Source organism: Microbacterium azadirachtae, assembly GCF_000956545.1.
In the GTDB taxonomy this organism is placed as follows: domain Bacteria; phylum Actinomycetota; class Actinomycetes; order Actinomycetales; family Microbacteriaceae; genus Microbacterium; species Microbacterium azadirachtae.
The window spans coordinates 16,991-36,615 of sequence record NZ_JYIT01000052.1 but is presented as its reverse complement, the minus strand read 5'-3'; the positions used below and the strand labels follow the sequence as shown (position 1 = coordinate 36,615).

Sequence of the window (19,625 nt, the reverse complement as noted above, 5' to 3'; positions counted from 1 at the left end):
GGACAGCACCACGTGGTGGCGATCCTGTCGGACGGCGCCCAGATCTCCGTCGAGATCACCGCCGTCGCCGGCGCCGCAGAGCTGTTCCGCGCGCTGACCGGATCCGCGCCCACCGGCGTCTGGTCCGCGCCCGGACGCGCGAACCTCATCGGGGAGCACACCGACTACAACGACGGCTTCGTGCTGCCGTTCGCGATCCAGCACCGCACGGCTGCGGCGGCACGGCTGCGCGCCGACGGCCGGATCCGCGTCGCGTCGACGTTCGCCTCGGAGCCGGTCGAGGTCGCGCTGGACGACCTGGATGCGCTCTTCCCGGCGACCGGATCCGGCACGCGCACCCCCGGCGACACCGCCCCCGCGACCGTGCCGGAATGGGCCGCCTACCCTCTGGGCATCGCCTGGGCGCTGCGGGGTCTCATCCCGGCATGGGCGGCGGCGACCCTGCCGGGGGTCGACATCGCCATCGCGTCCGATGTGCCGGTGGGAGCGGGGCTCTCCTCGTCCGCCGCGATCGAGGGCGCCGCCGCGTCCGCCCTGAACGAGCTGTGGGGGCTCGGACTCGATCCGGTGACCCTCGCGCAGGCCGGGCGCCGCGCCGAGAACGAGGCCGTGGGCGCGCCGACCGGGATCATGGACCAGATGGCATCGATGCTCGGCCACGCCGACGCCGCGGTGTTCCTGGACTGCCGCTCGCTCGAGACCCGCTCGATCCCGCTCGGGTTCGCCGAGGCCGGTCTCGAGGTGCTCGTGATCGACACCGGCGTGAAGCACGCTCACTCCACCGGGGGCTACGGCGAGCGCCGCGCCTCCTGCGAGCGCGGGGCCGCGGCGCTGGGGATCGCCGCGCTGCGCGACGCGACTCCGGCGGATCTGCCGCGGGCCGCCGAGCTGCTCGACGAGGTCGACTTCCGGCGTGTGCGCCACGTGGTCACCGAAGACCAGCGCGTCCTCGACACCGTGGCCGCCCTGGCCGCGGACGGCCCTCGGGCGATCGGCGACCTGCTCGTCGCCTCGCACGCGTCGCTGCGGGACGACTTCGAGATCTCGATCCCCGAACTCGACGCCGCCGTGGAGGCGGCGCTCGCGCACGGCGCGATCGGCGCGCGGATGACCGGCGGCGGCTTCGGCGGCGCGGCGATCGCGCTCGTCGACCACGACGCCGTCGAGCGGGTGTCGGACGCCGTCCGCCGTGCGTTCGCCGACGCCGGGTTCGCCGAGCCGCATCTCTTCACGGTGACCCCGTCCGACGGCCCGCGCCGCGACGTCTGAGCGCCCCTGCCGGTTTCGAAGCGCTGACTTTGCCGGATCCGGCGCCCGGATGCAGCCAGGTGCGCGCTTCGAACCGGATCCGTTCAGCAGGCCGCTGAGAGGATTGACGAACGAGGGCTGACGCCCGGAAACGAAGGAGACCCATGTCCTGGCTTGTCACCGGCGGCGCCGGCTACATCGGATCGCACGTCGTGCGCGCACTCGCGGAGGCCGGGCTCACCCCGGTCGTGCTGGACGACCTGTCCAGCGGCGTGGCCTCGTTCGTCCCCGAGGGCGTCGCCTTCGTGCAGGGCAGCATCCTCGATCGCGAGCTCGTGGAGCGCACCCTGCGCGAGCACGACGTGCAGGGCGTGATCCATGTCGCCGGGTTCAAGTACGCGGGCGTCTCGGTGCAGCGTCCGCTGCACACCTACGCGCAGAACGTCGAGGGCACGCGCGTCATCCTCGAGGCGATGGCCGCTGCGGGCGTCGCGAAGATCGTGTTCTCGTCGAGCGCCGCCGTGTTCGGAACCCCCGATGCGCCGCTCGTCGTGGAGGACACCGAGAAGCGTCCGGCGAGCCCGTACGGCGAGTCGAAGCTCATCGGCGAGTGGTTGCTGCGCGACCAGGCGGTCGCGACCGCCGGATCCGAGACCCCGCTCGTGCACACCTCCCTGCGCTACTTCAACGTGGTGGGATCGGCGGATCCCACGGTGTACGACGTGAGTCCGCACAACCTGTTCCCGATCGTCTTCGAGAAGCTGCTCGCCGGCGACACCCCGCAGATCAACGGCGACGACTACGCCACCGAGGACGGCACGAACGTGCGCGACTACGTGCACGTCGGCGACATCGCCCTGGCCCACGTGGCCGCTGCGCAGCGCATGGTCGCGGGCGACCCGATCGAGGCCGCCTACAACCTCGGATCCGGCGACGGCCTCTCGGTGCGCCAGATCATGGACGCGATGGCCCGCGTCACCGGCATCGCCTTCACCCCCGCGATCGGGCCGCGCCGCCCCGGCGATCCCGACCGGATCGTGGCGACCGGGGAGCTCGCCGCCCGCGACCTCGACTGGCGGATGCGTCACACGGTCGACGAGATGGTCCGCTCCGGCTGGGAGGCCCGCCGCAACGCCGGCTGAGCGATCCAGTTCCGCGGACGCCGCTCGCGCACTGCACCACTGCTCGCTGGTCGCGGATTGCGGCTCTCTACGAGGAATGCCCGCAATCCGCGACCAGCGAGCGGAGTGGATCCGGCGCAACACGCGGAACCCCGTCCCGGGGAGTGGCGCTCCCCGGGACGGACGGGCGGTCAGGCCTGGGGGGTGGCGCTCCCCGGGACGGACGGGCGGTCAGGCCCGGGGGGCGTTCGCGGCGGCGATCAGCTGGTCGACCCCGGCACGGTCCAGGCCCCAGCCGAACGCCGGCAGGCGGCCGATCGGGAACGACCCCATCATCTTGGCCATCGCCTCGCCCGACATGATCCCGTCGCCGTCGCCGCCGAACTGCTCCTGCATCGCGGCGAAGGCGCCCGCCACCATCGGGCCGGCCACCGGGTGCGCGAACACCTGCGTGAGCGTGGACTCGGGAGTCAGCGGAACCAGGACCGCATCTCCGGCGACGTCGATCGTCACGGTGCCGCGGAGATCGCGGCTCGACGCACCGACCTCGACGCGGTAGGAGCCGCCCTCGACGACGAAGCGGTCGACGCGGATGTCCCAGTAGGCGAGATCCTCGCGACGCACGGTCAGCACGACGTCGGCGGTGGCGCCCGCCGCGATCTCGACCGAGGCGAAGGCCTTGAGCTCCCGAGGGGCGCGCTCGACGACGGAGGCGACCGGGGCGACGTACACCTGCACGACCTCACGGCCGTCGCGGGATCCGGTGTTCGTCACCGGGACCGTCACCTCGATGTCGCCCGATGCGGTCACCGCCGCGGAGATCTCACCGTACGCGAAGGCCGTGTACGACAGCCCGTGCCCGAACGGGTAGGCGACCGACATGTCGCGGGCGTCGTACCAGCGGTAGCCGACGAGGATCCCCTCGCCGTAGCGGACGTGGCCGTTCGAGCCGGGGAAGTTGCCGAACGCCGGGGTGTCCTCGATCCGGTGCGGGATGGTCTCGGCGAGGCGGCCGGACGGGTTCACCGCGCCCGTCAGCACGTCGACGGTGGCGGATCCGCCGGCCTGGCCGAGCAGCCAGGCCTCGACGATCGCCGGCACCCGGTCGGCGAACGGCAGCGCGACGACCGAGCCGTTGGAGAGCACGACGACGGTGCGCGGGTTCGCCGCGACGACCGCATCGAGCAGCGCGAGCTGGTGCGCGGCGAGGTCGATGTGGTCGCGGTCGAAGCCCTCCGACTCCTCGGCGTCGGTGAGGCCGAGGAACACCACGGCGACGTCGCGGGACGCGGCGAGGGCGACCGCCTCGTCGCGGAGGGCGTCCTGGCCCTCGGCGGCGGGATCGAAGGCGAAGCCGGGAGCGAACGCGACGCGATCCCCGGCGACGGCGCGCAGCGCGTCCAGCGCCGAGTCCACCCGGGTGGGGTTGATGTGCGAGGATCCGCCGCCCTGGAACCGCGGCGTGCGCGCGAACTCGCCGAGGAGCGCGATGGTCGTGTCGTCGGCGAGCGGAAGCAGCGGGGCGCCGTCGACCGCGTCGTTCTTCAGCAGCACGATCGAGCGTCCGGCGGCCTCGCGGGCGAGCGCGTGGTGGGCGTCGACGTCGAGCGGCCCGGCGACGGCGGGGCGGTCCAGTGCCCGCCCGACCAGGTCGAGCACGCGGCCGGCCGACGCGTCCAGTGCGGCGGCCACGGCCGGGTCGGAGGCCGCAGCGGTGGCGACGGCGGCGTCGGGCGCCCCGTCGCTGCCGGGCATCTCGAGGTCCAGGCCCGCGACGAGCGCCGCCACCCGGTCGTTCACCGCGCCCCAGTCGGAGACGACGAGTCCGTCGAAGCCCCACTCGTCCCGCAGCACCTGCGTGAGCAGCCACGGATCCTGCGACGCGTAGACGCCGTTGATCTTGTTGTACGAGCACATCACCGTCCACGGCTGCGCGTCCTTCACGACGCGCTCGAAGCCGCGCAGGTAGATCTCCCGCAGCGGACGCGGATCCACGTCGCTCGACGCGGTCATCCGCTCGAACTCCTGGTTGTTGGCGGCGAAGTGCTTGAGGGACGAGCCCACGCCCTGCGACTGGATCCCCCGTACCAGGCCTGCACCGATGACGCCGGAGACGATCGGGTCCTCGGAGACGTACTCGAAGTTGCGGCCGCACAGGGGCGAGCGCTTGATGTTGATGCCGGGGCCGAGGATGACCGCGACGTCCTCGATCGCCGACTCGACGCCGAGGGCGACGCCCACGCGCTCCGCGAGCTCCGGATCGAACGAGGAACCGAGCCCGGAGGCGGGCGGGAAGCACGTCGCCGGGACGCTCTCGCTGAGACCCAGGTGGTCGGACTCCGCCGCCTGCTTGCGCAGACCGTGCGGCCCGTCGGTGACCATGATCGACGGCACGCCGACCCGGTCGATGGGCTTCAGGGTCCAGAAGTCCCTGCCGCTGGTCAGCGACGCCTTCTCCTCGGTGCTGAGCTCGGGCAGGTGGTCGCGGGGCGTTGTCATGTCGACTCCTTCGTAGACGACTCGGGTGACGGGCAGGGCCAGTCGATCAGGTTCCGGATCAAAAAGCAAGCATTGCTCGGTTTTAGCCGCGAGGCCGGGGATCCCGGGATAGTCTCGGGCCATGGCACGACGGGGCTCGTATGCGAAAGGGATCGCGAAGCGTGAGGAGATCCTGCGCACCGCGCTGGCCGTGATCGCCCGCGAGGGGTACCACGGCGCCTCCGTGAAGGAGCTCGCCGAGGCGGTCGGCCTCAGCCAGGCCGGCCTGCTGCACTACTTCGACAGCAAGGACGAGCTGTTCGTCGAGATCCTGCGCACGCGCGACGAGATCGACCTGGCCGATCATGCCGAGGCGGCGGGGGCGGATCTGGACGACCTGCGCGACGGATACCTCGACATCGTGCGCCACAACGCGCAGGTGCCGGGGCTCGTCGAGCTGTTCACCCGCCTCGCTGCCGACGCCGCCGACCCCGAGCACCCGTCCCGCGCGTTCTTCGCGGAGCGGAGCGCGGGCCTGCGCGACCGCTGGGCGGCCACGATCGCCGAGGCGCAGGCGGCCGGCCGACTGCGTGCCGGGATCGATCCCGTGCTCGCCGCACGGCTCCTGCAGGCCGTCTCCGACGGCGCCCAGATGCAGCTGCTCGTCGAGCCGGAGCTCGACATGGCGGCCCTCATCGAGACGCTCTTCGATCTGCTCCAGCCGCCGGGCGAGTGAGCGTCACCCCTCCTGCAGCGGACGCACCGACGCGTAGGCGTCGGGCTGGTCGCGCGACGGGGTGTCGAACACCCGCGCGATCCCGTCGCGGTCGTACCTGGTCCATCCCGGATCCCCGGCGGCGATGAAGGCGACCGCGGCCCGGTGCACCTCGTCGGCGAGGGCCTGCGGCGGGTTCGGACCGGCGAGCGGCACCATCGCAGGGCCGTCCAGGCAGTCGAAGAAGAACGGCACGTCGAGGCAGTGCTCGGCGAACCCGAACGTGCCGGACGGCCAGGAGAAGCGGTACACCCACGTCGGCGCGGTGCCGCGGTCGGCCACGATCCGCAGGATCGCGAGGCGGAACATCCGGTCGGTCAGCACGCGCCCCGCCAGGCGCGCCTTGCCCTTCGCCACCACGTCGGCGTTCGCGGCGAGGTACGCCCTGCGCACCGGCTTGGCGACGCCCAGCTTGCCCAGCAGCATGCCGGTGGGCACCCAGCGCAGCGCCTTCGCCGCATCCCCCATCGCCATCGTGAACTCGTCGTCCGTCGCGCCGAGCACGAGGGGCTTGCCGGATCCGACACCGGCCCGCAGCGACTCCGGCGTCGGCCGCAGCAGCAGCTCGCCGTCGACGCTCGGGCCGAGCGGCAGCCCGTCCTCGACGATCGACGACATGTCGCCGCCCTCGAAAGCGGTCGCCTTCTTCTGCAGCTCGAGCACGCGGTCCTGATCCAGCGCCGACCAGCCGGCCCGTGTGGGGGCGACGCCGGCCGTCGCCGCCAGCGACCGCCCGAAGGCCTCCGCACGCTCCGCCGAGACATCGGCGAGCGCTCCGGAGATCGCGTAGACGCCGTGGAACAGGTGCTGCGCCCTCTCCATGCCGAGCAGCGTCAGCACCGCACCTCCGCCGGCGGACTGCCCCGCGATCGTGACCCGTGCAGGGTCGCCGCCGAACGCCGCGATGTTCTGCTGCACCCACTCCAGAGCCAGCAGCCAGTCGCGCACGCCGCGATTGGACGGCGCGTCCTGGATCCACCCGAAGCCGTCGAAGCCGAGCCGGTACGAGATCGTCACCGTCACGACGCCGTCGCGGGTGAAGTTGCGCCCGTCGTACCAGGGGCTCGCCGGGGAGCCCGCGAAGTACCCGCCGCCGTGGATGTACACGAGCACCGGCAGGCCGGAGCCCTCCGTCCCCTCTTCTCCGGGGATCACGGGCGTGTACACGTTCACGTTGAGCGTCGAGTCCCCGTCGATGCTGGGCTCGGGGATGAGCGTCACCCCGGGGTCGCCGCGCTGGGCCGTGGCGCCGAACTCGGCGGCGTCGAGCACGCCCTCCCACGGCGCCTTCGGCACGGGGGCCGCGAAGCGCCGCTCGCCGACCGGCGGCTCGGCGAACGGGATCCCGAGGAACGCCGCGGAGCGCAGGTGTCCGCGGGGACCGGATCCGGGCGGTGTGGTGTCGCGCCATCGGCCGCGCACGCGGCCCGCGCGCGTCTGCACCTCGGGGTGCCGTTCGGCCGCGGGAGCGGTGGTCTCTTCTGCGGTGGCCTGGGTGTTCTCCATCGGGTGTCCTTTCGTGGAGGAGGCGGGGCTACTTGACGCCCTTGATCGGGGCGATGGCGACGGCCCCGAGCACGGCGAACACGATCGCGAAGACGAACAGCACCGGGTAGCCGCCGAAGGATCCGATGATGATCGCCGCGATCGGCGCGCTCAGCGCCTGCGGGATGTTGGTGGCGACGTTCAGGATGCCGAGATCCTTGCCCGCCGAGCCGCCCTCGTCGGGCAGCACCTCGGTCATGAGCGCCGCATCCACCGACATGTAGAGGCCGAAGCCGACGCCGTTGACGATGCTCATCAGGATCATGCCGGTCATGTTCGGCATGATCAGCGGGAACGCGAGCCCTACGGCCATGACGACCGTGGCGGCGTAGATGAACACCTTGCGCCGTCCGACCCGGTCGCTCCACCAGCCGGACAGCGCGATCGCGATCAGGGTGGGCACGAACGCGACGAGCGTCAGCGTCATGACCGCTCCCTGGGCCTCCTGCAGCGGCAGCCTGATGTAGTCGGTGAGGATGTAGAGCTGATACGCGGAGACGACGAAGTACCCGAGGATCAGCAGGAACCGGCCGGTGAACGCCCAGAAGAAGTCGGGGTGCCTGCGCGGATCGATCCAGAAGCCCCGGAAGAACGCGCTCCAGCGGAACGGCTCGACGACCGCGTCCTTCGAGGACCAGTCCTTGTTGAGCAGTGCGAAGAGGATCGTGACGACGATCACGGCGATGCCGAAGACCGAGTAGCCGAGGCCGAGCTGCGCACCGAGTCCGACCGCGAGCATGACGCCGACCGTCATGCCGAGCTGCGTGCCCAGGCCGATCATCGCGCTCGCGCCGCCGCGCTTGGCACGGGGGAAACGGTCGGCGGTGATCGTGGTCAGCGGGGACTGCAGGAAGTTCAGGGCGACCTGGATCACCACCCAGAACACCGTGATCCACATCAGGTCCTGCAGCGACCCCATGCCCAGCAGCAGCACGCCGCCGATCAGCGCGCCGAGCACCATCCACGGGACGCGCCGGCCGAAGCGGGAGCGGGTGCGGTCGCTGAGGGCTCCGGCGATCGGCTGCGCGAACAGGGTGAAGACGAAGGAGGTCGTGGTGACGATCGCGAGGTTCGCGACCTTGTTCTTCTCGTCCAGCAGCAGGATCTGCGTGGGCAGCAGGATCGCGATGAGTCCGCCGTAGGTCGCGAACAGGGTCATCGAGGCGATCAGCAGGCTCGGCAGCAGCCGCTTGGTCGCGGGCGGGCTCGCCGCAGGCTCCCCCGCCGCGGGCGCGGTGGCGCGGATGAGCCCGGTCGGTGCGATCTCGGCGGCGGGATCGGGAGGGGTGATGGTCATGGTGATGGCTCCTCATCGAGCGGATCGGGGGCGGATCCAAATCCCGAATCACGTTTGGTTTCTAGATCCGTGACGATTGTCGCATCGAAACCTGAACGCCGCAAGGCTTTCGGGTGCGGAACCCGATGCTCGTTCGTGTTTCATGGCGGACGGATATCCTTGCTCCATGGCCAAACGGGGGGCGTACGCGAAGGGCGTCGTGAAGCGCGAGGAGATCCTCGAGGCCGCGCTCGAGATCGTCGGGCGACGCGGCTACCGCAACGCCTCGGTGCGCGAGATCGCCGACGCCGTGGGCCTGAGCCCCGCCGGGCTGCTGCACTACTTCGGCACCAAGGAGCAGCTGTTCGTCGAGATCCTGCGGGCTCGCGACCGGCGCGACACCGCCTCCGACGACGAGCTCGAGTTCTTCGACGCCTTCCTCGCCGTCGTGCGGCACAACCCCGAGGTGCCGGGCCTCGTGCAGCTCTACACGCAGCTGCAGGCCGAGGCGGCCGATCCCGGGCACCCCGCGCGCGCGTACTTCCTCGACCGCACGGAGGAGGTGCACGCCGCCGCCCGCACTGCCATCGCCGCAGGCCAGCGCGAGGGGCGCATCCGCGCCGACCTGGACCCGGAGTGGATCATCCGCGCCGGGCACGCGCTCGCCGACGGGCTGCAGAACGCGTGGATGCTGGATCCGACGATCGACATGGCCGCCGATGTCGAGCAGTTCTTCGCCCTCCTGAAGCCCTGACCTTCTGCCCTCGACCGCTGAGCGAGCGCAGCGAGACGAAACGCCCCTCACGACGGGCGGATACGCTGATCGGGTGACCGCCGACGCGCCCCTCGCCCAGACCGACGCCGGTGCGGTGCGCGGCTTCTGGCGCGGCGAGCCCGGGACCCCCGGCGCCTCCGCGGCCTTCCTCGGGATCCCCTTCGCCGCACCGCCCACCGGCGGACGACGCTTCGCCGCACCTCAGCCGGCCGAGCCGTGGTCCGGGGTGCGCGACGCGACGGCGTTCGGACCCACCGCCCAGCGCGGTGACAAGGGCGAGACGCTCATCCCCGAGCCCAGCATCCCCGGCGCCGCGACGCTCAACGTCAACGTCTTCACCCCGGCGCTCGACGGCGCGCTGCCGGTCATGGTGTGGATCCACGGCGGCGGCTACGTCGACGGCTCCCCGGCGAGCCCCTGGTACGACGGCGCCGCGTTCAACCGGGACGACGTCGTGACGGTCACGATCTCCTACCGCCTCGGCTTCGACGGCTTCGGCCTGATGGACGGCGCCCCGCCCAACCGCGGCGTGCTGGACTGGATCGCGGGGCTGGAGTGGGTGCAGCGCAACGTCGCGGCCTTCGGCGGGGATCCGGGCCGCGTCACGATCGCCGGGCAGTCGGCCGGCGGCGGCGCCGTGCTGACGCTGCTCGGACTGGAGCGCGCGCAGCACCTGTTCCACGCGGCGATGGCCTTCTCCCCCGCGCTGGCCGACGTTCCGGCCGATCTCGCGCGCCGCCGTACGGCCCGGCTCGCGCAGCTGCTCGAGCTGGACGGACCGCCGACCGCCGACGCGTTCCGCACCGTCCCCGAGCGTCGGGTGATGCAGCGCCAGCCCGTCGCGGCGCTGCTGGGCGCGACCGGACTCCGCGCCGTGCTGGATCCGCTCGTCTCCGGCCTGCCCTGGGGCCCGGCGATCGACGGCGAGGTGCTGCCGCAGCCCGCCGTGGAGGCGCTGCGCGCCGGGATCGGATCCGACAAGCCGCTGCTGCTGGGCGCCACCGACGACGAGTTCACCATGACGCTGGATCGGGCCCCGCGCGCCCTGCGCTTCGTGCCGGCAGGACTCGCGCTGCGGCTGCTGACGCGCGACCGCCCCCTGCGCCGCGCCTACCTCGCCGCGAACCGGGCGCAGCGCCGCCGTGGCACCCCGGCCCTGCTCGGGCGGTTCGTGACCGACCGTGTGTTCCGCTCGCTCGTCGTGCGCACGGCTCGGGCACGCGGCGATGCGCCCACCTGGACCTACCGGTTCGCCTGGGTCTCACCGGCGAAGGGGTGGTCCTGCCACTGCCTCGACGTGCCGTTCTGGTTCGACGTGCTCGACGATCCGTTCGTCGAGCGCCTCGCCGGCCCCACCCCGCCGCAGCACCTCGCGACCGAGATGCACGCCACGGCAGTGCGGTTCGTGACCGAGGGCGACCCGGGCTGGCCTTCCTGGCGGACGGATCCGGGCCTCAGCCGCGTCTTCGGCGGGGAGCCTGCCGAGCCCGTGCTGTCCGCGACCGCCTACGACGGCGCGCTGCCCCTGGCCTGACGCCGGCACGACGAACCCGCCGTCCGAGGGGAGCGGGACGGCGGGTCCGGGTCTCAACGGGGCGCGGGCCCCGGGGAGGATCCGATCAGGCGATCGGATCCAGGAGCGGGATGTCGTGACGGTGCGGGGTGCCGAAGCGGTGCGCCGTGACGGAGACCGCCTGCTCGCGCAGGAACGCGAGGATCTCCACCCGTCCTGCGGCGACCACCGGGTTCGCGTACAGCGCGAGGCTCGGCGAGCCGTCCACGGCCGCAGCGGTCTCGGCGGCGGTCGCGCCGATGAGGCGCACCCGTCCGCCGCGGGCCGCGAGGCGCCGGGCGTGCGCGGCCCAGGCCGCGGCGTCCTCGGTGGCGACCGTGACGTCCTGCGTCCCGAGCCAGGTGGTGACGGATCCCGGCAGCGGCGCAGGGGTGCTGACCGTGACGCGGGCGCGGGCGCGGCGACCCGCGGCCACCACGCGCACCAGCTCGGCGACCCGGTCGCCCTCGAAGCGCACCGTGACCGGCACGGCCTGGTAGCGCAGCGCGTTCTGCTCGGTCACGAGACCGGTCGCATCGCGCACCACGCCGAACTCCTCGGCCCACGCGTCGATGTCGGTCGCGAGCGCCCCGCGCAGCCAGGCGATGTCGGTGTCGCCCGCCGGTCCCTGCCCTTCGAGCGTCTCCGGGACCGAGCGGACGGCGGCGAGCGCGCCGACGGCGGAGGTCGCCAGGGCGTCGAGCTCGCGCGTCGTGGTCACCGGCGCGTCGGTCCACTCGGACAGGCCCACCAGGTAGTTCGGGCCACCGGCCTTGGATCCGGCGCCGACGGCGGCCTTCTTCCAGCCGCCGAACGGCTGGCGCTGCACGATCGCCCCCGTGGTGCCGCGGTTGACGTAGACGTTGCCCGCCTGGATGGAGGCGAGCCACTGCTGGATCTCGTCCTCGTCGAGGGAGTGCAGGCCAGAGGTGAGGCCGTAGTCGATGTCGTTGACGATGTCGATCGCCTCGGCGAGCGAGTCGGCGGTCATGATGCCGAGCACCGGGCCGAAGTACTCCACGCGGTGGAACTCGCTTCCACGGCGCACGCCGTCACGGATGCCCGGGCGCCAGAGCTGACCGGCGTCGTCCAGCTTCTCCGGCTGCAGCAGCCAGCTCTCCCCCGCGTGCAGCGTGGTGAGCGCGCCGAGCAGCTTGCCCTCGGCAGGGCCGATGAGCGGGCCGATGCGATTCGAGCCGTCCACGGGCGAGCCCACGTCGTAGGCGCGCACGGCGTCGACGAGCTGACGGCGGAACCGCTCCGAGGTCGCGGCCGAGCCGACCAGCACCACGAGCGACGCGGCGGAGCACTTCTGCCCCGCGTGGCCGAACGCGGCGTACGCGACGTCCTTCGCGGCGAGGTCGAGGTCGGCCGAGGGGGTGACGATGATGGCGTTCTTGCCGCTCGTCTCGGCGAGCAGCGGCAGATCCTGACGGAATCCGCGGAACAGCTCCGCCGTCTCATAGCCGCCGGTGAGGATGACCCGGCCGACGGCGGGGTCGCTCACGAGCTTCGCGCCCAGGTCGGAGCGCGCAGGACCGTCGAACTGCACGTACTGCAGCACCTCGCGCGGCACGCCGGCCTCCCACAGCGCCTCCACCATGACGGCGCCGGAGCGGCGGGCCTGGCGGGCGGGCTTGATGATCACCGGGGAGCCGGTGGCGAGGGCGGAGAGGGTGGATCCGGCCGGGATCGCGACCGGGAAGTTCCACGGCGGGGTGACCACGGTCAGGCCCACGGCGTGCATCTCGGCGCCGTCCACGTGGGCCAGCTTCTTGGCGCTCTCGGCGTAGTAGTGCGCGAAGTCGATGGCCTCGGAGACCTCGGGGTCGCCCTGCTCGATGACCTTGCCCGCCTCGGATCCCATGACCTCGAGCAGCTCGGCGCGGCGGGCCTCGAGCACGTCGCCGGCCTTGTGCAGGATCGCGGCGCGGCCCTCGGCGCCCAGGGCGCGCCAGGCCTCGCCCGCCGACACGGCGGCGGCGATCGCGGCGTCGACCTGCTCCGGCGTCGACAGCGTGTTCGCCGCGACGGTGTCGTCGCCGAGGGTCGAGCCTGCCATGCGCGCGCGAATGGCATCGCCCCAGGCGCGGTTCGCGGCGAGCGACGGGTCGGTGTCCGGCGTGTTCTCGAAGCCGTCCGTCGGGGCCGGGGCGGCGGGGGCGGTGCGGTCCTGGATCCGGTTCGGGCCGGGGACCTCGGCCGGGACGCTCCGGACCGACGCGAGGAAGCGCTCCTTCTCGCGCTCGAAGAGGGCCGGATCCGCATCCAGGTCGAAGACGGCCGACATGAAGTTCTCCTGCGAGGCCCCCTCCTCCAGACGGCGGATCAGGTAGGCGATCGCCACGTCGAACTCGTCGGGGTGCACGACCGGCGTGTACAGCAGCAGCGAGCCGACGGTGCGCTTGACGACCTGCGCCTGCGCCGAGGCCATGCCGAGCAGCATCTCGAACTCGACCCCCTCGGTGACGCCGCGCTTCTGCGCGAGCAGCCAGGCCAGCGCGATGTCGAAGAGGTTGTGACCGGCCACGCCGATCCGCAGGTTGCCGATGTGCTCCGGGCGCAGCGCGTACTCGAGCACGGCCTTGTACGAGGCGTCGGACTCCTGCTTGGTCGACCAGGTCGCCAGCGGCCACCCGTGCGACTCGGCGTCGACGGTCTCCATCGGCAGGTTGGCGCCCTTGACGACGCGCACCTTGATCGGCGCTCCGCCGTCGGCGACACGCTGCGCCGCCCACTCCTGCAGGCGGATCATGGCCCCCAGGGCGTCGGGCAGGTAGGCCTGCAGCACGATGCCGGCCTCGAGGGTCTTGAACTCCGGACGGTCCAGGATCGAGGTGAAGACCGCGATCGTGAGATCGAGATCCTTGTACTCCTCCATGTCGAGGTTGATGAACTTCGGCGAGCCGGGGGTCGCTGAGGCACTCGAAGCGCCCTTGGCGGAGATCCGGTACAGCGGCAGCAGCGCCTCGGCGGCGTCGGCGACCGCGGCGTCGAACGCCCACGGGCTGTGCGGGGCGACGGTGGAGGACACCTTGATCGAGACGTAGTCCACGTCGTCGCGCTCGAGCAGGCGACGGGTGCCCTCGAGACGGCGCTGGGCCTCCTCGCGGCCGAGGATCGCCTCGCCGAGGAGGTTGATGTTGAGCTTCACGCCCTGGGTCTCGCGGATGTGCGCGATGGCCTTGCCGAGCTTCTCGTCGCGGGCGTCCACGATGAGGTGGCGCACCATCTGGCGCAGCACGGTACGCGCGGCCGGCACGACGACGCCCGGGACCATGCCCGCGGCGAGCCCGCCGAGGCCGATCGCGCCCTTCATCGGCGCGGGCAGGAAGCCGGGCGTGAGCGGCACGAGCTCCTTGAGCTTCGCCGCCGCGACCTTCAGGTCCTCCGGGCGCACGACGCCGTCGACGAAGCCCACGGTGAAGTCGAGGCCGTTCGGGTCGCGCAGCACACCGGCGAGACGCTGGCCCGCGGCGTCGACGGGCACCTCGCGGCTCTCCACGAGCCAGGTCTTGACGAGGGCGACGGCGTCGTCGGCGAGGGCGGAGAGATCGTCGCCGTTCGCGCGGTCCCTGAGGCTCTCGGAGGGCAGGGACCGGTCGGTGGACACAGTGCTTTCGGTGGCGGTCATGGTTCCTCGTGGGGGTCGGGGTCACGCGCACGCGCGCGGGGATGCTCCCAGCATGGAGCCGACTTCCCTGCAGCAAAAGCGATCATTCGTGACGAGTATCATTCGAATTATCCGAATGAAGGAGGCTGACCGTGCTGGAGCTGCGCCGGCTGCGCCTGCTGCACGAGTTCGCGCTGCGCGGGACGATCGCGGAGGTCGCGCAATCCCTGTCGTACAGCCCGTCGACCGTCTCGCAGCAGCTGGCCCTGCTGGAGCGCGAGGCCGGCGTCGCCCTGCTCGAACCGGACGGGCGCCGGATCCGGCTGACGCCGGAGGGGCGCGCCCTCGCCGCGCACGCCGCCCGCGCCCTCGAGCTCGACGAGCAGGCCAGGCAGGCGCTCGCCCAGGCACCCGCCGAGGCGGTGCGCATCAGCGCGATGCCGACCGCGGCCGAGACGATCGTGCCCGCGGCGCTCACCGCCCTGGCCACCACGCATCCGCACCTGCGCGTGCAGATGACCGAGGCCCCGCCCGAGGAGGGCCTGTTCGAGCTGACGGCACGGCGCTTCGACCTCGTGATCGCCGAGCAGTACCCGGGGCACACGCGCGAGCGGCACCCGGGCAGCGTGCACGAGCTGATCGGAGAGGACCCGATCCGCCTCGCCCTGCCGTCCGGCGACCTCCCCGTGTCCCTCGATCGCCTGCGCGACCGCGCCTGGGTCATGGAGCCCGTCGGATCCGCGGCCCGGCAGTGGGCGGTGCAGCAGTGCCGGGCCGCCGGGTTCGAGCCAGACGTGCGCTTCGAGGCGGCGGATCTGACCGCGCACGTGCGGCTCATCGAAGCGGGCCATGCCGTCGGGATGCTCCCCGACCTCATCTGGGGGGACGCGCCCGCGCGGGTCACGCTGTCCGAGCTGCCCGGATCCCCCGTGCGGGAGGTGTTCACCGCGGTGCGGGAGTCGACGCGCGCCTCCGAGGCGATCGGCGTGGTCCGCGCGGCGCTGGCCGACGCATTCGCCCAGCATCGGCGGCCGCACCGCTGAACGGCCCAGCCGCCGGCCCGTCGGGGCCTTCGGCACCCTCGCGCGACGATCTGCACACCACTCGACGATCTGCACACGATCACCCCCGATCGGCGTGCGGATCGCGACACCGTGTGCAGATCGTCGCAGCCTCGTGCCCCGGATGCCACGCACACCTGGCCACATCCGTGACATCGGATGTTTCCTCCCCGTCCATCTCCGCTCCCTAGGGTCCCGAGGGTCCTCGACTCCGAAGGTCCCGACTCCGAAGGAAGCGCCCGATGCACGATCACGACGCACCGCACCGCCACGCCCTCGACGCCGAGCTGCGCACGCTCGGATTCTCGCGCCGCGAGATCCTCCGCACCGCCGGCATCGCCCTCGCCGCCGGCGGGCTCTCGGCCTTCGGCGGTGCAGGAGCGGCGATGGCCGCCGCCCCCGCCTCCCGTCCCGCCGCCGACCCGCAGCTGTCCTGGCTCGTGGGCGACCATCACGTGCACACCCAGTTCAGCCACGACGCCAAGTACCGCATGGCCCAGCAGCTCGACGCCGCCCAGCACTACGGGATCGACTGGCTCGCGTTCACCGAGCACAGCAACTTCGCCCACGCGGAGCGCGGGCTGCCCACCGCGCGCGACCTCATCCAGCAGGAGCGCGACACCCGCGGGATGCTGATCTTCCAGGGACTGGAGTGGTACATCCCGGCAGCCGAGCACGCCTCCGTGCTCATCGCCCCCGGAGCGGACGACATCCGGATCCTGCGCGCCTTCGAGCTCGCGTGGGACGGCAAGCTCAACGGCTGGGACAAGCCCCAGGATGACGCGCAGGCCGCCGAGTACGGCCGTCGCGCCACCGAGGCGGTCGCCTGGCTGGGTGCGCAGAAGGCCGCCGGCGCGATCGGCGACGCCGTGGTGCTCGCGAACCACCCCATGCGGCTCGGCATCGACTCCCCGCACGAGATCCGTGCGTGGAGGGACGCGGATCCCGCTGTCTTCATCGGCATGGAGGGCGCACCCGGCGCACAGGGCTCCGCGATCAGCCAGAACGCGGGTCCCGGCGACCAGCGCGGAGAGTACGTCAACGCCCCGCGCCCCGACAGCTGGGCGGGCTACCCGGCCGACGCCTACCGTCCCTACGGCGGATTCGACTGGGCGACCGCCACCGTCGGCGGCCTCTGGGACGCGCTGCTCGCCGAGGACCGCCCGTTCTGGATCACCTCGAACTCCGACAACCACCTCACGGTGAAGGACACCTGGCGGATCGGCGACTACCCGGCCGGTGAGCCCTACGCCAGCCTGCCGAGCGAGTTCGATCGCTGGGCGGTGCGAGGGATGCGGCCGGATCCCATCGACACCGGCGTGCCCCAGGGCGGCAGCGACTTCTGGCCGGGGCAGTTCTCCCGCCTGCACACCGGCGTCACGACCCGCTCCTACGCCGGTGTGCTCGAGGCGATGCGGCTCGGTCGCATGTGGGTCGACCACGGCCATCTCCTGAGCGGTCTGGACGTCCGCGTCGGCGCCACGATGCCCGGCAAGGGCACCGGACGCGGCAAGGGGAACGGCGGCGGCTGGGGCAATGCCGCGAGCACCACCGTGACGCTCGGCGGCCGGCTCACGGCGAAGCGCGGGCAGGACGTCGTCGTCACGATCACGGTGACGGCGACGGAGGACGTGAACGCCGCCGGGATCCTGCCGCAGCTCGCGCACGTCGACGTCATCGCGGGCCCGCTCACCGGCCCCTCGTCGGACGCCGATGCGATGCGGGCTCCCGAGACGCGTGTGGTGCGCCAGTTCGACACCACCGGCCGTCGCGGCACGTTCACCCTGACGCACGTGTTCGAACGGGTCGACCGGCCGTTCTACCTGCGACTCAGGGGCAGCGACGGCAACCGCCACGGCGCCGGCTACTACGGCGCGTCGGTGGATCCCGCCGGCCCGCAGCGGCACGGCGACGGCGAGGGCGATCCGTGGAAGGACACCTGGTTCTACGCCAACCCGGTGTTCGTCGACGTGCGCTGACGAAGGCGCCTCCGAGCTTCGGGCGGCGCGTCGCACCGCCCGAAGCAGCGGCTCAGTGCTCCTGCACGGTCGCGTGCGGGATGCGCTCGCGCATCACGCGCACGGCCTCGGAGCTCACGTCGACGAGCAGGGCGTCGCGACCCAGAGCGGACGCGACGGCGCCGGTCGTGCCGGATCCGGCGAAGAGATCCAGAACCCGGTCGCCACGACGGCTGGACGCCTGCACGATGCGACGCAGGATCCCCTCGGGCTTCTGCGTCGGGTAGCCGGTCTTCTCGCGCCCGGTGGTGGGAACGATCGTGTGCCACCACACGTCCGTCGGGAGCTTGCCGCGCTCGCGCTTCGCGGCGCTCACCAGGCTCGGCGCCATGTACGGCTCGCGCTCGACGTCGTCGACGTTGAACACGTGCCCTCCCGGCGTCTTAACGTAGACGAGGATCGTGTCGTGCTTGGTGGGCCAGCGGGTGCGGGGCTTCGCGCCGTAGTCGTAGGCCCAGATGATCTCGTTCAGGAAGCACTCCCGACCGAACACCGCGTCGAGCATGACCTTCGCGTAGTGCGCCTCGCGGTAGTCGAGGTGCAGGTAGAGCGTGCCGTCGTCGGCGAGGAGCCGCCAGGCCTCCTCCAGCCGCGGCATGAGGAAGTCTCCGTAGTCGTCGAACCGGTCGTCGTAGGCGTGCAGCAGCTCGCGCACCCGCTCGTAGCGGTGCCCATGGAACCCGTGGTTCACTTCGCGCCCCGGTACCGAACGCCGGAGATCCAGGGTGCCGTCGGTGTTCGTCCCGCGGGATTCCGCGGATCCAGGTTCGCCGGCATCCGGGATCTCCTGCGTCGTGTCCGCCGGACGGTCGGCACGGCGGCTGGAGACGACATGCCGCTCCTGCGTGCGACCGGTGTTGAACGGCGGATCCAGGTAGATCAGCGTGAACGCGGAGTCCGGCAGGGTGCGGGCGACGTCGAGCGCCTCCCCGTGCACGATCTCGACAGCCCCGATGCCCGGCGCGGGCGACGCTGCCGTGACGGCCGCGGACGCTTCGACAGGCTCAGCGACCGGGGTCGGCGCAGCGACCGGGGTCGGCTCGGCGACCGGCTCTGGAGCGCCGCTCACGGGACGCGGTGCAGCCACGCCTCGGTGCCGAACTTCGTGCGCACCAGCTCCTCCGCGGCCTCGTACTCGTCGGCGGAGATCGCGCCGTCCTCGGCGCCCGTGAGCGAGCGGAACGTGCCCTTGAAGCGCTCGATGATCTCGGCGCGGGTGAGCCCGGTCTGACTGCGCAGCGGATCCACGCGCTTCGCGGCGGAAGCCGTGCCCTTGTCGCTGAGCTTCTCGCGACCGATGCGCAGCACCTCGGTCATCATCTGGCCGTCGATGTCGTACGACAGCGTGGCGTGGTGCAGCACGCCGCCGTTGGCGAGCCGCTTCTGCGCGGCACCGCCGATCTTGCCGCTGGGTCCGGCGATGTCGTTGAGCGGCTGGTAGGTGGCGTCGATCCCGAGCGAGCGCAGGGCCTGCAGCACCCAGTCGTCGAGGAACGCGTAGGAGTCGGCGAAGGTCATGCCCTGCACGAGCGACGCCGGCACGTACAGCGAGTAGGTGATGATCTGGCCCGCGGCCATCATCATCGCTCCGCCGCCTGAGATCCGCCGCACGACGTCGAACCCGTGCGCGGCCGCGCCCGCCGGATCCACCTCGTTGCGATAGGACTGGAAGGATCCGATCACGACCGCGGATTCGTCCCACTCCCAGATCCGCAGCGTCGGGCGGCGCCGCCCCTCGCCGACCCGGGTGGTGAGCACCTCGTCGAGCGCGAGGTTCATGCGCGGGGACACCGCCTTCTCGTGCAGGATCTCCCAGTCGAAGTCGCGCCAGCCGGGCGCGGTCACGAGCGCCCGTCGCACGGCCGTGCCGACCGCCTCGGGCGTGAGTCCCAGCAGCTGGGCGCCGTCGGGGAGCGCCGCGCGCACGGCGGCGGCGATCCCGGAGGCATCGGTCTCGACCGGCAGCCCCGTGACGGCGGCGTTGATGTCGTCGAGCGCGTCGTCCGGTTCGAGGAAGAAGTCGCCCGCCAGCCGGAAGTCGGCGATCGCGCCGTCCGTCACCTCGAAGTCGACGACGACCAGCTTGCCGCCAGGAACCTTGTACTCACCGTGCACCGCTCCAGCCTACGCGGCGCGGGACGGGCGGCGGCGTGCGGGGAGGCC

At 72.3% G+C, this 19,625-nt stretch carries 13 protein-coding genes; 7 read left to right on the top strand and 6 right to left on the bottom strand.

All coding sequences use genetic code 11. The features are described from left to right. The first annotated feature begins 54 nt into the window (after positions 1-54). Complete coding sequence (gene galK / locus RL72_RS02400) at positions 55-1,269, top strand: galactokinase (protein ID WP_045249213.1); 1,215 nt, start codon at positions 55-57, stop codon at positions 1,267-1,269. A 143-nt stretch (positions 1,270-1,412) separates the two neighbouring features. Then, entirely contained in the window at positions 1,413-2,390 is a 978-nt protein-coding gene (gene galE / locus RL72_RS02395; RefSeq protein WP_045249207.1) for a UDP-glucose 4-epimerase GalE, read from the top strand. 210 nt (positions 2,391-2,600) lie between these two features. Here the strand turns inward: galE and RL72_RS02390 are convergent, their stop codons facing one another. Next, positions 2,601-4,868 carry a glycoside hydrolase family 3 C-terminal domain-containing protein gene (locus RL72_RS02390; RefSeq protein ID WP_045249206.1) on the bottom strand — a complete coding sequence of 756 codons (2,268 nt, stop codon included), beginning with the start codon at positions 4,866-4,868 and terminating at the stop codon, positions 2,601-2,603. A 121-nt stretch (positions 4,869-4,989) separates the two neighbouring features. Between RL72_RS02390 and RL72_RS02385 the strand changes: the two genes are divergently transcribed. Continuing rightward, positions 4,990-5,583: a TetR/AcrR family transcriptional regulator gene (locus RL72_RS02385; protein ID WP_045249205.1), complete on the top strand. Its 594-nt coding sequence runs from the start codon at positions 4,990-4,992 to the stop codon at positions 5,581-5,583. A 3-nt stretch (positions 5,584-5,586) separates the two neighbouring features. Here RL72_RS02385 and RL72_RS02380 read toward each other — a convergent pair whose 3' ends face one another. Further along, positions 5,587-7,128: a carboxylesterase/lipase family protein gene (locus RL72_RS02380; protein WP_045249204.1), complete on the bottom strand. Its 1,542-nt coding sequence runs from the start codon at positions 7,126-7,128 to the stop codon at positions 5,587-5,589. A gap of 28 nt (positions 7,129-7,156) precedes the next feature. Then, positions 7,157-8,464 carry an MFS transporter gene (locus RL72_RS02375; RefSeq protein WP_045249203.1) on the bottom strand — a complete coding sequence of 436 codons (1,308 nt, stop codon included), beginning with the start codon at positions 8,462-8,464 and terminating at the stop codon, positions 7,157-7,159. Between the two features lie 166 nt (positions 8,465-8,630). Between RL72_RS02375 and RL72_RS02370 the strand changes: the two genes are divergently transcribed. Together RL72_RS02370 and RL72_RS02365 are read left to right on the top strand one after the other, a co-directional pair. Beyond that, positions 8,631-9,197, top strand: coding sequence for a TetR/AcrR family transcriptional regulator (locus RL72_RS02370; protein ID WP_045249202.1), 567 nt, complete (start codon positions 8,631-8,633; stop codon positions 9,195-9,197). Between the two features lie 73 nt (positions 9,198-9,270). Then, the gene (locus RL72_RS02365; protein ID WP_045249201.1) at positions 9,271-10,752 is read left to right on the top strand and encodes a carboxylesterase/lipase family protein; all 1,482 of its coding nucleotides are present in this window, start codon (positions 9,271-9,273) and stop codon (positions 10,750-10,752) included. Positions 10,753-10,837: 85 nt separating this feature from the next. Here RL72_RS02365 and RL72_RS02360 read toward each other — a convergent pair whose 3' ends face one another. Further along, positions 10,838-14,404, bottom strand: coding sequence for a bifunctional proline dehydrogenase/L-glutamate gamma-semialdehyde dehydrogenase (locus tag RL72_RS02360; RefSeq protein ID WP_082071976.1), 3,567 nt, complete (start codon positions 14,402-14,404; stop codon positions 10,838-10,840). 131 nt (positions 14,405-14,535) lie between these two features. Here RL72_RS02360 and RL72_RS02355 point away from each other — a divergent pair, with 131 nt between their 5' ends. Together RL72_RS02355 and RL72_RS02350 are read left to right on the top strand one after the other, a co-directional pair. Further along, positions 14,536-15,426 carry a LysR family transcriptional regulator gene (locus tag RL72_RS02355; protein WP_045249200.1) on the top strand — a complete coding sequence of 297 codons (891 nt, stop codon included), beginning with the start codon at positions 14,536-14,538 and terminating at the stop codon, positions 15,424-15,426. 260 nt (positions 15,427-15,686) lie between these two features. Next, a complete protein-coding gene (locus RL72_RS02350) occupies positions 15,687-17,423 on the top strand; it encodes a PHP domain-containing protein (RefSeq protein WP_045249199.1) in 1,737 nt (578 codons plus the stop codon). Positions 17,424-17,475: 52 nt separating this feature from the next. On the opposite strand, the gene RL72_RS02345 is transcribed toward RL72_RS02350, so the two are convergent. Continuing rightward, positions 17,476-18,531 carry a DNA methyltransferase gene (locus RL72_RS02345; RefSeq protein ID WP_428838614.1) on the bottom strand — a complete coding sequence of 352 codons (1,056 nt, stop codon included), beginning with the start codon at positions 18,529-18,531 and terminating at the stop codon, positions 17,476-17,478. Continuing rightward, the gene (gene lplAB, locus RL72_RS02340; RefSeq protein ID WP_045249198.1) at positions 18,528-19,577 is read right to left on the bottom strand and encodes a lipoate-protein ligase LplAB; all 1,050 of its coding nucleotides are present in this window, start codon (positions 19,575-19,577) and stop codon (positions 18,528-18,530) included. The genes RL72_RS02345 and lplAB overlap by 4 nt, the downstream gene beginning before the upstream one ends. Between the last annotated feature and the right edge of the window lie 48 nt (positions 19,578-19,625).

Bases quoted from the DNA above. Each gene is read 5' to 3' on its own strand.
- galE (WP_045249207.1), top strand. From the start codon at position 1,413: ATGTCCTGGCTTGTCACCGGCGGCGCCGGCTACATCGGATCGCACGTC.
- RL72_RS02390 (WP_045249206.1), bottom strand. From the start codon at position 4,868: ATGACAACGCCCCGCGACCACCTGCCCGAGCTCAGCACCGAGGAGAAG.
- RL72_RS02385 (WP_045249205.1), top strand. From the start codon at position 4,990: ATGGCACGACGGGGCTCGTATGCGAAAGGGATCGCGAAGCGTGAGGAG.
- RL72_RS02380 (WP_045249204.1), bottom strand. From the start codon at position 7,128: ATGGAGAACACCCAGGCCACCGCAGAAGAGACCACCGCTCCCGCGGCC.
- RL72_RS02375 (WP_045249203.1), bottom strand. From the start codon at position 8,464: ATGACCATCACCCCTCCCGATCCCGCCGCCGAGATCGCACCGACCGGG.
- RL72_RS02370 (WP_045249202.1), top strand. From the start codon at position 8,631: ATGGCCAAACGGGGGGCGTACGCGAAGGGCGTCGTGAAGCGCGAGGAG.
- RL72_RS02360 (WP_082071976.1), bottom strand. From the start codon at position 14,404: ATGACCGCCACCGAAAGCACTGTGTCCACCGACCGGTCCCTGCCCTCC.
- RL72_RS02350 (WP_045249199.1), top strand. From the start codon at position 15,687: ATGCACGATCACGACGCACCGCACCGCCACGCCCTCGACGCCGAGCTG.